Source organism: Kitasatospora phosalacinea (assembly GCF_030268885.1).
GTDB classification, from domain to species: Bacteria; Actinomycetota; Actinomycetes; order Streptomycetales; family Streptomycetaceae; genus Kitasatospora; species Kitasatospora phosalacinea_C.
Genome location: NZ_BSSA01000018.1, coordinates 86,649 through 99,870, shown reverse-complemented (window position 1 = coordinate 99,870; position 13,222 = coordinate 86,649). Strand labels below are relative to the sequence as shown.

The following is a 13,222-nucleotide window of genomic DNA, read 5'->3' as shown; positions in this document are numbered from 1 at the left end:
CTACGAGCGCCGCGGCAGCGCGCACGCCGGAGTGCCGCCCGGCATCCGGTCCCGGTTCCGCGCCACCCAGCGGTAGACCGCGTCCGCCACCGGCCGCACCGGCGCCAGCGCCAGCACCCCGCCGGCCCACGCCCACAGCCCGCCCGAACGCATCAGCAGCCGCGCCACCGCCTGCGCCCCGCCGTACACCCTGCGGTCCGGCGTCACCCACAGCACCTCCCGCGAGGCCCGTTCCGCCGTCACCTCCCCGCCGGTGAACTCCTCCAGCGCCGCCATGTCCGCGAACTGCCAGGCCACCGCCTCCCACCCCGCCGAGGACAGGCTCTGCCGGGGGTAGCGCTCCGCCCACCGCACGCAGCTGGAGCAGAACGCGCAATCGCCGTCGAAAACCAGCACCGGGCCCGGTGCGTACGCACTCGTCATGCCGGTGATCCTCCACCCCCGCGGCACCGCACCACAAACCGGGGGCGTCGAACCCGCCCCCACGGGGCAGCATCACCCCGAAACCACCGCAGGCGGCCGATATGTGACCCGGGATCAGCCGATGATCCGCACGGCCCGGCCCCCGCGCGGTAACCTGCCGCAGATCGATCAGGGGAGAAGGAGCTGCACAGGTGACTCAGCTCGACATGACGCCGGGCGCGCAGGTACCGCGGACGGACGTCGGCAACCAGACCGCGGTCACCCAGGCGTTCTCCTCCGCCGCGTACCGCACCGGCGAGTACACCGAACTGGAAGTCCTCACCGGAGTCACCGTCAAGAAGGGCAAGTTCGCGCTCTTCCGCCCCAGCGCGGGCGAGGCCTTCAGCCGCGCCCTGATCGACCGCACCCTCGGCAGCGGCCGCAAGCCCCTGGTCCCCTCGCACGGCACCGACGTCCGCATGGTCGTCGAACACTGCCTCGCCGCCCAGGACCTGCGCGAGGCCCGCGACCGCAAACTGGCCGGCCTCAGCCTGCTCTTCGGCGTCCTCTTCCTCCCCGGCACCCTGGTCTGGCTCGCCGCCTACCAGGCCCGCGCCTGGCTCGGCACCAAGAAGTCCGCCGCCCGGGACGGCTTCGTCGGCACCCTCGCCCTGCTGCTCGCCCTCGGCCTGACCGCGCTGCTGCTGGTCCGCCCGCCCTTCGGCGGCCTGCCCGGCCTCTACTTCCGGGTGGTCATGCTCGGCCCGGTCCTCGGCTGGTACCTCGCCAAGCGCACCGTGGTCGCCAGCGTCATGGAGCAGCGCGCCCGCTGGGGCGACCTGGTCGGCGGCAGCCCCGTCGCCGCCGTCGTCCCCAAGGCCGTCCCCAAGGACCACCTCGACAAGAAGGCCAACGCCCTCAAGGCCGCCCTGGACCGCCTCACCACCGAGCAGGCCACCAACATCCAGCACTACGCCGGCCCCAAGGGCATCCTCGGCATCGGCGCCCGCTGGTCCGAGTGGTCCATGACCGAGGACCTCCGCCCCGCCGAGGGCCACGACGACTTCCGCACCTTCCACGTCGCCGACCTCACCCGCCGCATCGCCGACCGCCTCTCCGGCCTCACCGCCAGCGACGTCCCCAACGGCGGCCTGCCCCGCCCGCAGATCAGCCACTGGGTGGTGCTCGACATCGGCGAGGGCGCCGACGAGATCGGCCGCCCCTCCGGCCCCGACATGGACGGCGACCGGATGCGCGACTTCGCCGTCCAGGAACTCGCCAGCAAGCAGAGCCTCGGCACCGACACCCGGCACCGCATCGCGGTCCAGTTCGTCCTGCACAAGGGCCAGTTGGTCGCCACCATCGTCATCAACGTGATGGTGCTCTCCCGCAACCTGCAGATCCACGTCACCCCGCACACCCTCGGCCCGGTCAACGGCTACTTCACCGCCAAGCCGAAGGTCCCCGAGAAGGACGTCCCGAAGACCCTCGTGTTCTGGGAGAACCGCACCGTCCAGCTCCCGATCGTCACCGACGACGAGGTGGTCCGGCAGGCCGTCCGCGCGCCCTTCCACAAGATCCCCAACCTGCTGAAGTGGCTCGGCGGCTCGATCTCCTTCCCCGAACCCCTCTGCCTGCGCCAGGCCTGGGCCGACCCCACCTGGAACAGCCGCTACAAGTCCGACGACACCATCTACCTGCCCCGCCCCGTCGTCGGCATCATCCACGCCGCCGTGATCGAGTTCCTCGAGGAGCACGACGTGGCCACCGACCGGTTCACCAACCGCTCCAACATCCTGCGCAGCGAGATCCAGGGCTCCCGCCCCTACCGCGCCGACAAGTACGACGCCGGCTGACCGGCCCCGCCCGCGGAATCGCTCAGGGGCGTACGGGAGGGTTCCCGTACGCCCCTGAGCGCTTCCGTCAGACCGGCCACACCTCGGACAGCATCTTCCGGGTGTCCGCCAGCAGCTGCGGTAGCACCTTGGTGTGCCCCACCACCGGCATGAAGTTCGTGTCCCCGCCCCAGCGCGGCACCACGTGCTGGTGCAGGTGCGCGGCGATCCCCGCCCCCGCGGCCGCCCCCTGGTTCATCCCGATGTTGAACCCGTGCGCCCCCGACGCCGCCCGCAGCGCCGTCATCGCCCTCTTGGTGAACTCCCCGAGCTCCGCCGTCTCCGGCCCGTCCAGCTCGGTGTAGTCCGCGACGTGCCGGTACGGCACCACCATCAGGTGCCCGCCGTTGTACGGGTACAGGTTCAGCACCGCGAACACCGACTCCCCGCGCTGGACGATCAGCCCCTCCTCGTCACTCAGCTGCGGGATCGAACAGAACGGACAGCCGTCGTCGGGAGCCGGCCCGGTGGGCTTGTTCTCGCCCTGGATGTACGCCATCCGGTGGGGTGTCCACAGGCGCCGGAAGCCGTCCGGCTCCCCCACGCCCCGCTGCAGTTCCGGCTCACTCGTCATGCCCGCCAGCATAAGCGCCGCGGCCCACGAACAAAGCAGTGCGGGGCGGACTCCCGGAGGAGACCGCCCCGCACCTCATGCCCGTCCTACCGGGATCAGACCTGCACCCGGCTGCGCACCGCTTCGACGATCTCCGCGATCGCCTCGGCCTTCGGCACGCCGTTCTTCTGCTCGCCGCTGCGGTAGCGGAACGACACCGCGCCCGCCTCGACGTCGTCGTTGCCCGCGATCAGCATGAACGGCACCTTGGTCTTCTGCGCGTTGCGGATCTTCTTCTGCATCCGGTCGTCCGAGGTGTCGACCTCCACCCGGATCCCGTGCTTCTTCAACTCGGCCGCCACGTCCAGCAGGTACGGCACGTGCTCGTCGGTGATCGGGATGCCGGTGACGGTGACCGGGGCCAGCCACGGCGGCATCGCGCCCGCGTAGTGCTCCAGCAGCACCGCGAAGAAGCGCTCGATCGAGCCGAACAGCGCCCGGTGGATCATGACCGGCCGCTGCCGCGAGCCGTCCGCCGCGGTGTACTCCAGGTCGAAGCGGTTCGGCAGGTTGAAGTCGAGCTGCACGGTCGACATCTGCCAGGTCCGGCCGATCGCGTCGCGCGCCTGCACCGAGATCTTCGGGCCGTAGAAGGCCGCGCCGCCCGGGTCCGGCACCAGCGGCAGGCCCTGCTTCTCGGCCACGCTGGCGAGGACCGCGGTGGCCTCCTCCCAGTCCTCGTCCGACCCGACGAACTTCTCCGGGTCCTTGGTGGACAGCTCCAGGTAGAAGTCGTTCAGACCGTAGTCGCGCAGCAGGTCCAGCACGAAGGTCAGCGTCCGGTCCAGCTCGTCGGCCATCTGCTCGCGGGTGCAGTAGATGTGCGCGTCGTCCTGGGTGAAGCCGCGGGCCCGGGTGAGGCCGTGCACGACGCCGGACTTCTCGTAGCGGTAGACCGTCCCGAACTCGAAGAGGCGCAGCGGCAGTTCGCGGTAGGAGCGGCCGCGCGCGTCGAAGATCAGGTTGTGCATCGGGCAGTTCATCGGCTTGAGGTAGTAGTCGACGCCCTCGTCCAGCTGCATGGGGGGGTACATGCCGTCGGCGTACCAGTCGAGGTGGCCGCTGGTCTCGAACAGCTTCCCCTTGGTCGCGTGGGGGGTGTAGACGAACTCGTAGCCCTCCTCCTCGTGCCGCTTGCGCGAGTAGTCCTCCATGGTGCGGCGGATGATGCCGCCCTTGGGGTGGAAGACCGCGAGGCCGGAGCCGATCTGCTCGGGGATGGAGAACAGGTCGAGCTCGTTGCCGAGCTTGCGGTGGTCGCGCTTGGCGGCCTCCTCCAGGAAGTCGAGGTGGGCCTTGAGCTCGTCCTTGGTGGGCCACGCGGTGCCGTAGAGGCGCTGCAGCATGGGGTTCTTCTCGCTGCCGCGCCAGTACGCGGCGGCGGAGCGCATCAGCTTGAAGGCCGGGATGTGCCGGGTGCTGGGCAGGTGCGGGCCGCGGCAGAGGTCGCCCCAGCAGAGTTCGCCGGTCTTCGGGTCGAGGTTGTCGTAGATGGTGAGCTCGCCGGCGCCGACCTCGACGTCCGCGCCCTCGCCGGCGGTGGCGGCGGAGCCCTTGAGGCCGATCAGTTCGAGCTTGTAGGGCTCCTTGGCGAGCTCCTCGCGGGCGGCCTCGTCGGTGACCACGCGGCGGGAGAACTTCTGGCCCCGCTTGATGATCTCCTGCATCTTCTTCTCGATGGCCTTGAGGTCGTCCGGCTGGAAGGGCCGCTCGACGTCGAAGTCGTAGTAGAAGCCGTCGCGGACGGGCGGGCCGATGCCGAGCTTGGCCTCGGGGAAGACCTGCTGGACGGCCTGGGCCATCACGTGGGCGGTGGAGTGCCGCAGGATGTCGAGGCCGTCGGGGCTGGAGATCACGACGGGTTCGACCTCGTCGCCGTCCTGGACGGCGTAGGCGAGGTCCTTGAGCTGGCCGCCGACCCGGGCGGCGATCACGGCGCGGTCGTCGGCGAAGAGCTCGGCGGCCGTAGTGCCCGTGGTCACCACGCGCTCTTCCCGATCGGGTTCGCGGTTGATGATGATCCGGACGTCCGTCACCGGTCTCTCCTGACGTTCTGGCTACCGTGGTGCAGCAAACCGCTGCACCGTGCATGGTACCGAGCCGGGGCGTGTCCACGTCGCCCAAGGCCCGGCGGCCGCCCCCGGGCCCGTTCCGGTCACGTTCCGCCACGATCCGGTCACCGGGGACGGTTGGCGGGCCGCCGAGTGCGGTATCACTCCAGCACGGTGCGGCCGCTGCACCGGTCCTCGGTGGCAGCGGCGCCCGGCAAGGACCGTGCGGCGTCTGAGGGGGCGTCATGCAGCAGCTGGGTGCGTGGTACCACGGTCCGCTGGCGTCCTTCGACACCGAGACCACGGGTGTCGACGTCGAGCGGGACAGAATCGTTTCGGCCGCCCTGGTGGTGCAGCCCGCACCGGGCGGGGCGGCCGCCGTCCGGACGTGGCTGGCGGATCCGGGCGTGCCGATCCCGGAGCAGGCCCGGGCGGTGCACGGCATCTCGGACGAGCAGGTGCGGGCGCACGGCCGGCCGCCGCGCGCGGTCGCGGTCGAGGTGGCCGCGGCGCTGGCCGAGCAGTCGCGGGCGGGCGTGCCGCTGGTGGTGATGAACGCGCCGTACGACCTGACGCTGCTGGACCGGGAGTTGCGGCGGCACGGGGCGGGTTCGCTGGCGGAGGCGCTGGGCGGCGCGGAGCTGCTGGTGCTGGATCCGCGGGTGCTGGACAAGCAGTTCGACCGCTACCGCAAGGGTCGGCGCACCCTGACCGACCTGTGCGCGCACTACGGCGTCGAGTTGGTGGGCGCGCACGACGCGGCGGCGGACGCGCTGGCGGCGATGGAGCTGGTGCGGGCGGTGGCGGCCCGGCACCGGGAGCGCCTGGGCGGGCTGACGCCGGCCGAGCTGCACCTGCGGCAGGCGGTGTGGCACGCGGCCCAGGCGCGCGGCCTGGAGCGGTGGTTCGAGCGCTCGGGCGCGCCCGAGCGGGTGGACACGGCCTGGCCGGTGCGTCCGGCCCGGTGCCGCTGCGGTGCGCGCCTGGAGCCGGGCCACGCCTGCGAGTTGGCGGCCTGACGGGCCGTCGCACCGCCCGGGCCCGGAAAAAGCCGCAGGCCCCGACGGCGTGGTCGGGGCCTGCGTGGTGCTCGGTGGGCGATACTGGGATCGAACCAGTGACCCCTTCGGTGTGAACGAAGTGCTCTCCCGCTGAGCTAATCGCCCGGGCAACGAGAAGAACTGTAGCACCACTTGGGCCCGGGTTCACAATCCGTTCCACGATCCGTTCCGCGGACGGTCCCCCAGTTCCCCTTCCGGGAGGGCGCGTTGAATGTCCGTCAGAACTCCGGCCGGGGCATGCGAGAAAAGGCGCGGGGCCCCGACCTGATAAACAAGTCGGAGCCCCGCGCCTGTGCATTCCGGTGGGCGATACTGGGATCGAACCAGTGACCCCTTCGGTGTGAACGAAGTGCTCTCCCGCTGAGCTAATCGCCCGGGTGCAGGGAAAACATTACCCCATCCGCAGGGGTGCTCCGAACACCCTCGCCGCCCGCCCGCCGCACCCCCCGTCACCGCCGGACCGCCACCCGGACCGCCACCCGGCCCACCACCGGCCACGGCGGGTGACGGCCCCGGTCGGGGCGGTCACCGGGCCGGGCGGCCGGAGCGCGGGAGGGGCGGCGGCCGGGCCAGGTTCGTGGGTTCCTCCAGTCCTTCCGGGGCCCGCCCCGGTGCGACCGCCGGTAATGCCCTGCCGTTACCGGCCCGTCGTCCCGGCGGCCGGGGCGGCCGGGGGATTCCGCAATGCGCCGGAAGGGGTACGACTCGCACCGGAATCGGGACAGACGGGTTTACACCGGGCTTTCAGGTGGGATGGTCCGTTCGCCGACGTGCGATTCCCCGAGCGCACACTGAGCGAAAGGCCCTGGCGCTTATGAACACCACGGTCAGCTGCGAGCTGCACCTGCGCCTCATCGTGTCTAGCGAGTCGTCACTGCCCGTCCCCGCGGGCCTGCGCTACGACACTGCCGACCCCTATGCCGTGCACGCGACGTTCCACACCGGAGCAGACGAGACCGTGGAGTGGGTGTTCGCCCGCGACCTCCTCGCGGAGGGGCTGCACCGACCGACCGGTACCGGCGACGTCCGGGTGTGGCCGTCCCGCAGTCACGGTCAAGGCGTGGTTTGCATCGCCCTGAGCTCTCCGGAAGGAGAGGCCCTGCTGGAGGCCCCGGCCCGGGCGCTTGAGTCCTTCCTCAAGCGGACGGACGCCGCGGTGCCCCCCGGCACCGAACACCGTCACTTCGACCTCGACCGGGAGCTGTCCCACATCCTCGCCGAGAACTGAACCCCGTACGAGTACGCCCGCCGTCGCGCGGCGGCGGGATCGCCTCGATGCGCACCGTCCTACTCGGGGGCACGGTCGCAGCTCGCAGCCGCCCCGGCGGCCTCGGGGTCCTGCCCCGGGCGCTCACTCCCGCGGAGTGGCCGCCCGGGGCTCAGTCACGTCCTGGACCGTTCGACGGCCCCCGGGCGGGCCGGGGCCGGTAGAGTCGGCGCGCGATGACCGACGCGACGGCCCCGGGGGCCGCCGCCGCGTGAGGAGCCCCCACGTGCTGATCACCCATGACACCGAGTGCGCGCTGAGCATCCTGGTGGAGCTGCTGAACACGGCGCCGGAGGCGTGCGGCAGCGAACGGCTGCCCGACGTGGCGGCCCTGAGCGCGTTCGTGGTGCGGCAGGAGATCAGCGAGGTCGACTCGCTCGGTCCGGCGGACCTGGCGGTGGTGCACGAGCTGCGCGGCCGGCTGCGCGAGGTGTTCGCGGCCGAGTCGGTCGAGCGGGCCGTGGAACTGGTCAACGCGGTGGTCGCGGAGGCGGGCACCACGCCCCGGCTGACCAACCACGACCACCACGGCTGGCACGTCCACTACTTCGCCCCGCACGCCGCGATCGGCCCGCACCTGGCCGCCGAGCTGGGCATGGCGCTGGCGTTCATCGTGATGGCGGGCGAGCTGGAGCGGCTGCGCCGCTGCGAGGCGCCGGGCTGCGCCCGGGTGTTCGTCGACCTGTCGCGCAACCGTTCGCGCCGCTACTGCGACAGCCGCACCTGCGGCAACCGGCTGCACGTGGCGGCGTACCGGGCCCGGCAGCGGTCGGCGGAGGCGGTGCCGGCCCCGGGGCGCTGAGCGGCGGGGCGGTCCGGGGCCGGGCCCGGGCCGTCGGGCGGGCGTTCGGCGGGGCGCTCCCGACCTGGGAGACTTGGCGGCATGAGCGATTCCTCCCTGCCCCGTGTCGAGTTCTGGTGCGACCTGCTGTGCCCCGACTGCCGTACCGCGCTGGACGACGTCCGGGCGCTGCGGGAGCGGTTCGGTGACGCGCTGACCGTCGAGCTGCGGCACTTCCCGCTGGAGAAGCACAAGCACGCGTACCCGGCGGCCGAGGCGGCGGCGGAGGCGTTCGAGCAGGGGCGCGGCTGGGAGTTCGCGGAGGCCGTGCTGACCCGGCTGGAGGACGTCGAGCGGGGCGGGGCGCCGGTGCTGGTGGAGATCGCCGCCACGGTGGGCGTCGACGCGGACGAGGTGGACACCGCGCTGGTCGACGGCCGGCACATGCTGTGGGTCGACGCGGACGTGGCGGAGGGCCGGGCGATCGGGGTCAAGGGCACGCCGACGTACGTGGTGGCCGGGAAGCGGCTGGACGGCGGGCAGTCCCAGGAGGGGCTGCGGGAGCGGATCGTCGAGCTGCTGAACGGCTGAGGCGCGCCGGAAGGGCCGGTGGGCGGTCAGAGCAGGGGTTTGCCGAGCACGTGCCGGGTGGTCCGGTAGCCGAGCGACTCGTACAGCCCGATCGCCACCGCGTTGTCGCGGAACACGTTCAGGCCGAGGTGGCGGACGCCCGCGCGCAGGCACTCGCGTTCGGCGACGTGCATCAGGGTGCGGCCGTGGCCCCGGCCGCGGTGCTCGGGGGTGACCTCGACCAGCATCACCCAGGCGAGCGGGCTGCCGTCGGGCAGCCGGTCCTGGTGGAGGGTGACCCAGATCGTGCCGAGGACGCGGCCGTCGGCGTCCAGCAGGCGGCGCAGCACGGTGCCGACGGTGCCGAGGCCGACGGGGAGGGCGCGGCGGTGGTCGCCCTCGGCGCGGGCGGTGGCCTCGTCGGGGCCGAGACCGGCGGCGAGCAGGTCCTGCCGGTAGCCAGCGACGGCGGCCTCCTGCCAGGCCGGGTACTCCTCGGCGGTCATCGGGCGGTCGGACAACCCGGTTGGCAGTGGCGGGACTTGGTCGAGTTCCTTGCCGAGGTTGCGCATCTGCTCGGTGTAGCCGAGGGTGTGCGCGAGGTGCAGCGCGACGGTGGCCCCGGCCGGGACGACGACCTGCGCCCGGGCGCACCCCCAGTACCGGAGCACCTCCTCGGCGGCCAGCACGGCGACGGTCGCCCGCCCGCGCCGGCGGTCGGCCTCGGCGACCTCCAACTCGCAGATCTCCCCCGGGTACTGCCCGCTGCGGGCCCACCCGTTGGTCCGCAGCCCGCCCACCCGCCGCCCGTTCACCATGATGTGCCAGCGCTGCGTCCGCCCGCCGCCGACGCCCGCCTCCTCGGGCCCGTCGGGCCGCAACGTGGTGGTCATGCCGTCTCCCTTTCCCGCCCCGGACGTTCTTCTACCCCCCGCCCCGCACCCCGCCCGGCGCAGCCGGACCCCGCCCTCAGGCCCCCCGGCGCAGCCGGTCCCCCGCCCCTCAGACCGGGTCGCGATCCTGCGCCGCACGCTCCGCGAAGACCTCCATCGCCTTGCGCGTCACCGGCCCGACCCCGGGGAGCTCGCGGCCGTCGACGCGGGTGACGGCCCCCGACCCCCACCTTCAAGCCCCCGGCGCAGCCGGTCCTCCGCCCCTCAGACCGGGTCGCGATCCTGCGCCGCACGCTCCGCGAAGACCTCCATCGCCTTGCGCGTCACCGGCCCGACCCCGGGGAGCTCGCGGTCGTCGACGCGGGTGACGGCCTGGACGTCGCGGAGGGTGGAGGTCAGGAAGACCTCTTCGGCGTCGGCGAGGGCTTCGAGGGGGACGTCGGTCTCCTCGGCGCCGGTCCACTCGAGGACGAGGCGGCGGGTGATGCCGGCGAGGCAGCCGGAGGCGAGGGTGGGGGTGAGGAGGCGGCCGTCGAGGACGAGGAAGACGTTGGAGCCGGTGCCCTCGCAGAGGTGGCCGGCGGTGTTGGCGAGGAGGGCTTCGCTGGCGCCGGCGCGGTGGGCGGCGGCGAGGGCGACGACGTTCTCGGCGTAGGAGGTGGTCTTGAGGCCGGTGACGGCGGAGTGTTCGTTGCGGCGCCAGGGGACGGTGACGACGGAGGTGGTCTCGGGGCGGGGGTTGGCGCTGCCGAGGGCGACGACCAGGCTGGGGGCGGCGGTGCCGCGTTCGGAGCCGAGCGGGGAGGTGCCGCCGGTGTAGGTGATGCGCAGGCGGCCGAGCGGCAGCGGCTTGGCGGCGAGGACGGCGGCGCAGGCCTCGCGGACCAGGTCGTGGTCGGGGTCGGGGAGGCCGAGGCCGCGGGCGGAGCGGGTGAGGCGGTCGAGGTGCCGGGTGAGGGCGAAGAGTTCGCCGTTCTCGGCCTTCACGGTTTCGAAGACGCCGTCGCCGACGGTGAGTCCGTGGTCGAGGACGGGGAGTGCGGCGGCGTCCTCGGCGGTGAGGGTTCCGTTGACCCAGATCATCGGCGGCTTGCTCCTTCGGGCGCTTCGGGTGTTTCGGGGCTGCCGGTGGAGGCTATCGCCACCAGTCGGGCGGCCTTGAGTTCGGTTTCCCGCCATTCGCGGTCGGGGTCGGAGTCCCAGGTGATTCCGGCGCCGGTGCCGAATTTCAGCAGGGGTGCGCCGGTGGCGGGCCGTTCGATCCAGAAGGAGCGGATGCCGACGGCGAGTTCGGCTTCGTCGCGGTCGGCGTCGACCCAGCCGACGGCGCCGCAGTAGGGGCCGCGGGGGGCGGTTTCGAGGGCGCGGATGATGCGCAGGGCGCTGCTCTTGGGGGCGCCGGTGACGGAGCCGGGCGGGAAGGTGGCGGCGAACAGGTCCGCCCAGCCGGCGCCGGGGCGGAGGGTGCCCTCGACGGTGGAGACGAGGTGGACCAGGCCGGGGTGCTTCTCGACGGCGCACAGGTCGGGGACGGTGACGGTGCCGGTCCCGCAGACCCGGCCGAGGTCGTTGCGGACCAGGTCGACGATCATCACGTTCTCGGCGTGGTCCTTGTCGAGGAGGTCGTGCTCGGTGCGGCCGGTGCCCTTGATCGGGCCGGAGCGGACGGTGCGGCCGCGGCGGGCGAGGTAGAGCTCGGGGGAGGCGGTGGCGATCTCGACGCCGTGGTCGGGCAGGCGGATCGTTCCTGCGTACGGCGCGGGGTTGTGGGCGGCGAGCAGGCCGGTGAGGGCGTCGATGTCGGTGCGGTCGGGGTCGGGCAGGGGCGCGCTCATGACCCGGCAGAGGTTGGCCTGGTAGACCTCGCCCGCGGCGATGTGCTCGCGGATGCGGCGGACCCCGGCGCGGTACGCCTCGGCGTCGAGGGAGCTGTGCCAGGTGTCGGGGGCGGGGCCGCGCCAGCGGTCGGTGGCGGGCGGGGCCGGGTCGGGGCGGACGTCGGCGAAGCGGGCGCAGGTGAGTCGCCCCTCGAAGTCGTGGGCGACGGCCCAGAGTCCGCCGTGTTCGAGGGCGGCCGGGTCGTGGGTGACTTCGCGCAGCCCGGTGGCGAGGCGGCCGGCGAAACGGGCCATCGGCTGGTCGGGGCTGGGGGGCGGGGGGCGGCGGGACACGGTTCTCCTGCGCGGGCGTTTCGGTGCCGCCCGCCGTCGGTGCCGGGTCGGGCACCGTTCGCGCACGTGCGTCGGGCGGGCGCCGGGGGATCGCCCCGGTACCGGAAAGTCTAGGTCGGGGCGGGTGGGAACGTCCGGGCCGGGCCGGGCGGTTCGGTGTGCGGCGGTCACCCCCGCGCCACGCTGCGGGAACGGATTTTTCAGCTGGGCCGGGAATCCGCTAGAGTTCAACACGTCGCCAGGGAGCGCAGCCGGGAAATCCGGAAGGCACCAGGGCAGACAGGCGGACGTGGCTCAGTTGGTAGAGCATCACCTTGCCAAGGTGAGGGTCGCGAGTTCGAATCTCGTCGTCCGCTCGATGGGGAACAGGGTAAGATCGTTCTCCAGGAGTTCGAGAAGTGAAGAAGTTGCCTGGTGGAGTGGCCGAGAGGCGAGGCAACGGCCTGCAAAGCCGTCTACACGGGTTCAAATCCCGTCTCCACCTCCAAGAGGTGCCGTCCGGTTCCGACCGGCGGTCCTCCCCGCGCGATTAGCTCAGCGGGAGAGCACTACCTTGACACGGTAGGGGTCACTGGTTCAATCCCAGTATCGCGCACTGGTCTTCGGATCCCGGTCCTCAGGATCGACCCGCGCGATTAGCTCAGCGGGAGAGCACTACCTTGACACGGTAGGGGTCACTGGTTCAATCCCAGTATCGCGCACTCAGGCTCCCCACCTGCGGGGTTCCTGGCGCACCCGCGCGATTAGCTCAGCGGGAGAGCACTACCTTGACACGGTAGGGGTCACTGGTTCAATCCCAGTATCGCGCACCAGCTTTGAGAGCCGCAGTCCGGTCCGGACTGCGGCTCTCGGCGTTCTCGCGGTCAAAGCGCTGGAACGACGGTGGCCGGGAACGGCACGCCCTCACCGACGTGTCGTTCCCGGCCACCCGACGGGCCGGAGCTGCAGCCTGTGCCACTCACGCTGTCCGTCCACGACGGTGAGGGCGGCTCCGGCCGGCGAAGACCCCTACCCCATCAGGGGGTCAGCGCCCGATCAGGTCGGCGACCGCTCTGGTCTGGGTCGCCAGTTGGTCCCACGCGCCGAACAGGGCCAGCAGCAGGACGGCGCAGGGCAGGACGATGGCGACGGCGACGGCCGGGTGCCGGGTCTCCGTGGCGGGGAGGTGGCGGCGGCGAAGGGCTCTGGTGAGCGGTGCCATGGTGTGCGGGGCTCCTGCCGGGCTGGTGCTGCGGACTGGGTCGGTCGGGTGGGACGGGTGGTGCGTGCGGTCTGCAGCGGGGGCGGCTTCTCGGGGGACGAGCGGGGCCGCCCTCGCTGTGGACAACGGTAGGCGGGAGGGGTGTCGGGGGTCGTCATGCCCGCGTACCGTTCCGATCGCCTCCGCTGGGATGAGGCGTGGTGCGGCGGCGTACTCCTGGAGGCGGAGGCGGGGGCGCGGGTACCCCGAGACGGTCCTCGGGGTCGTCCCCGGGAGGCGGTCGGGGTGGGGCCGGGGGCCGGTGCGGGCGGGGCGGG

12 protein-coding genes and 7 tRNA genes are annotated in these 13,222 nt (G+C 72.6%); 10 read left to right on the top strand and 9 right to left on the bottom strand.

The features are described 5' to 3' along the window. Window positions 1-423 (bottom strand): thiol-disulfide oxidoreductase DCC family protein, encoded by a 423-nt coding sequence (locus tag QSK52_RS24265; protein ID WP_285738248.1) that lies wholly within the window; start codon window positions 421-423, stop codon window positions 1-3. Window positions 424-614: 191 nt separating this feature from the next. Between QSK52_RS24265 and QSK52_RS24260 the strand changes: the two genes are divergently transcribed. Next, window positions 615-2,258 carry a hypothetical protein gene (locus QSK52_RS24260; RefSeq protein WP_285738247.1) on the top strand — a complete coding sequence of 548 codons (1,644 nt, stop codon included), beginning with the start codon at window positions 615-617 and terminating at the stop codon, window positions 2,256-2,258. Window positions 2,259-2,325: 67 nt separating this feature from the next. On the opposite strand, the gene QSK52_RS24255 is transcribed toward QSK52_RS24260, so the two are convergent. Together QSK52_RS24255 and thrS are read right to left on the bottom strand one after the other, a co-directional pair. Continuing rightward, a complete protein-coding gene (locus tag QSK52_RS24255) occupies window positions 2,326-2,883 on the bottom strand; it encodes an HIT family protein (RefSeq protein ID WP_285738246.1) in 558 nt (185 codons plus the stop codon). A gap of 83 nt (window positions 2,884-2,966) precedes the next feature. Then, window positions 2,967-4,946, bottom strand: a complete 1,980-nt coding sequence (gene thrS / locus QSK52_RS24250; RefSeq protein WP_285738245.1) for a threonine--tRNA ligase — start codon at window positions 4,944-4,946, stop codon at window positions 2,967-2,969. Window positions 4,947-5,215: 269 nt separating this feature from the next. On the opposite strand from thrS, the gene QSK52_RS24245 reads away from it, so the two are divergent. Continuing rightward, on the top strand, window positions 5,216-5,980 hold the full coding sequence (locus tag QSK52_RS24245; protein WP_285738317.1) for an exonuclease domain-containing protein: 765 nt from the start codon (window positions 5,216-5,218) through the stop codon (window positions 5,978-5,980). Between the two features lie 75 nt (window positions 5,981-6,055). On the opposite strand, the gene QSK52_RS24240 is transcribed toward QSK52_RS24245, so the two are convergent. After that, a tRNA-Val gene (locus QSK52_RS24240) sits at window positions 6,056-6,127 on the bottom strand. Window positions 6,128-6,325: 198 nt separating this feature from the next. After that, window positions 6,326-6,397, bottom strand: a tRNA-Val gene (locus QSK52_RS24235). Between the two features lie 439 nt (window positions 6,398-6,836). Between QSK52_RS24235 and QSK52_RS24230 the strand changes: the two genes are divergently transcribed. The 3 genes from QSK52_RS24230 to QSK52_RS24220 all read left to right on the top strand — a co-directional run bounded on the left by QSK52_RS24230 (window position 6,837) and on the right by QSK52_RS24220 (window position 8,661). After that, on the top strand, window positions 6,837-7,250 hold the full coding sequence (locus QSK52_RS24230) for an SsgA family sporulation/cell division regulator (protein ID WP_030459107.1): 414 nt from the start codon (window positions 6,837-6,839) through the stop codon (window positions 7,248-7,250). Between the two features lie 265 nt (window positions 7,251-7,515). Then, a complete protein-coding gene (locus tag QSK52_RS24225; RefSeq protein WP_285738244.1) occupies window positions 7,516-8,091 on the top strand; it encodes a CGNR zinc finger domain-containing protein in 576 nt (191 codons plus the stop codon). Between the two features lie 81 nt (window positions 8,092-8,172). Beyond that, entirely contained in the window at window positions 8,173-8,661 is a 489-nt protein-coding gene (locus tag QSK52_RS24220) for a DsbA family protein (protein WP_285738243.1), read from the top strand. Between the two features lie 26 nt (window positions 8,662-8,687). On the opposite strand, the gene QSK52_RS24215 is transcribed toward QSK52_RS24220, so the two are convergent. The 3 genes from QSK52_RS24215 to QSK52_RS24200 all read right to left on the bottom strand — a co-directional run bounded on the left by QSK52_RS24215 (window position 8,688) and on the right by QSK52_RS24200 (window position 11,665). Beyond that, entirely contained in the window at window positions 8,688-9,533 is an 846-nt protein-coding gene (locus QSK52_RS24215) for a GNAT family N-acetyltransferase (RefSeq protein WP_285738242.1), read from the bottom strand. Between the two features lie 264 nt (window positions 9,534-9,797). Further along, complete coding sequence (locus tag QSK52_RS24205) at window positions 9,798-10,616, bottom strand: aminotransferase class IV (RefSeq protein ID WP_285738241.1); 819 nt, start codon at window positions 10,614-10,616, stop codon at window positions 9,798-9,800. Then, window positions 10,613-11,665 carry a chorismate-binding protein gene (locus tag QSK52_RS24200; RefSeq protein ID WP_285738316.1) on the bottom strand — a complete coding sequence of 351 codons (1,053 nt, stop codon included), beginning with the start codon at window positions 11,663-11,665 and terminating at the stop codon, window positions 10,613-10,615. The genes QSK52_RS24205 and QSK52_RS24200 overlap by 4 nt, the downstream gene beginning before the upstream one ends. Window positions 11,666-11,987: 322 nt before the next feature. Here QSK52_RS24200 and QSK52_RS24195 point away from each other — a divergent pair. The 5 genes from QSK52_RS24195 (at window position 11,988) to QSK52_RS24175 (ending at window position 12,516) form a co-directional block, all read left to right on the top strand. Next, window positions 11,988-12,060 (top strand) — tRNA-Gly (locus QSK52_RS24195). A 57-nt stretch (window positions 12,061-12,117) separates the two neighbouring features. Then, a tRNA-Cys gene (locus QSK52_RS24190) sits at window positions 12,118-12,191 on the top strand. Between the two features lie 36 nt (window positions 12,192-12,227). Continuing rightward, window positions 12,228-12,299 (top strand) — tRNA-Val (locus QSK52_RS24185). Window positions 12,300-12,333: 34 nt separating this feature from the next. Beyond that, a tRNA-Val gene (locus QSK52_RS24180) sits at window positions 12,334-12,405 on the top strand. 36 nt (window positions 12,406-12,441) lie between these two features. Continuing rightward, a tRNA-Val gene (locus QSK52_RS24175) sits at window positions 12,442-12,516 on the top strand. Window positions 12,517-12,728: 212 nt separating this feature from the next. Here QSK52_RS24175 and QSK52_RS24170 read toward each other — a convergent pair. Then, complete coding sequence (locus tag QSK52_RS24170; RefSeq protein ID WP_285738240.1) at window positions 12,729-12,905, bottom strand: hypothetical protein; 177 nt, start codon at window positions 12,903-12,905, stop codon at window positions 12,729-12,731. Window positions 12,906-13,222 lie beyond the last annotated feature (317 nt).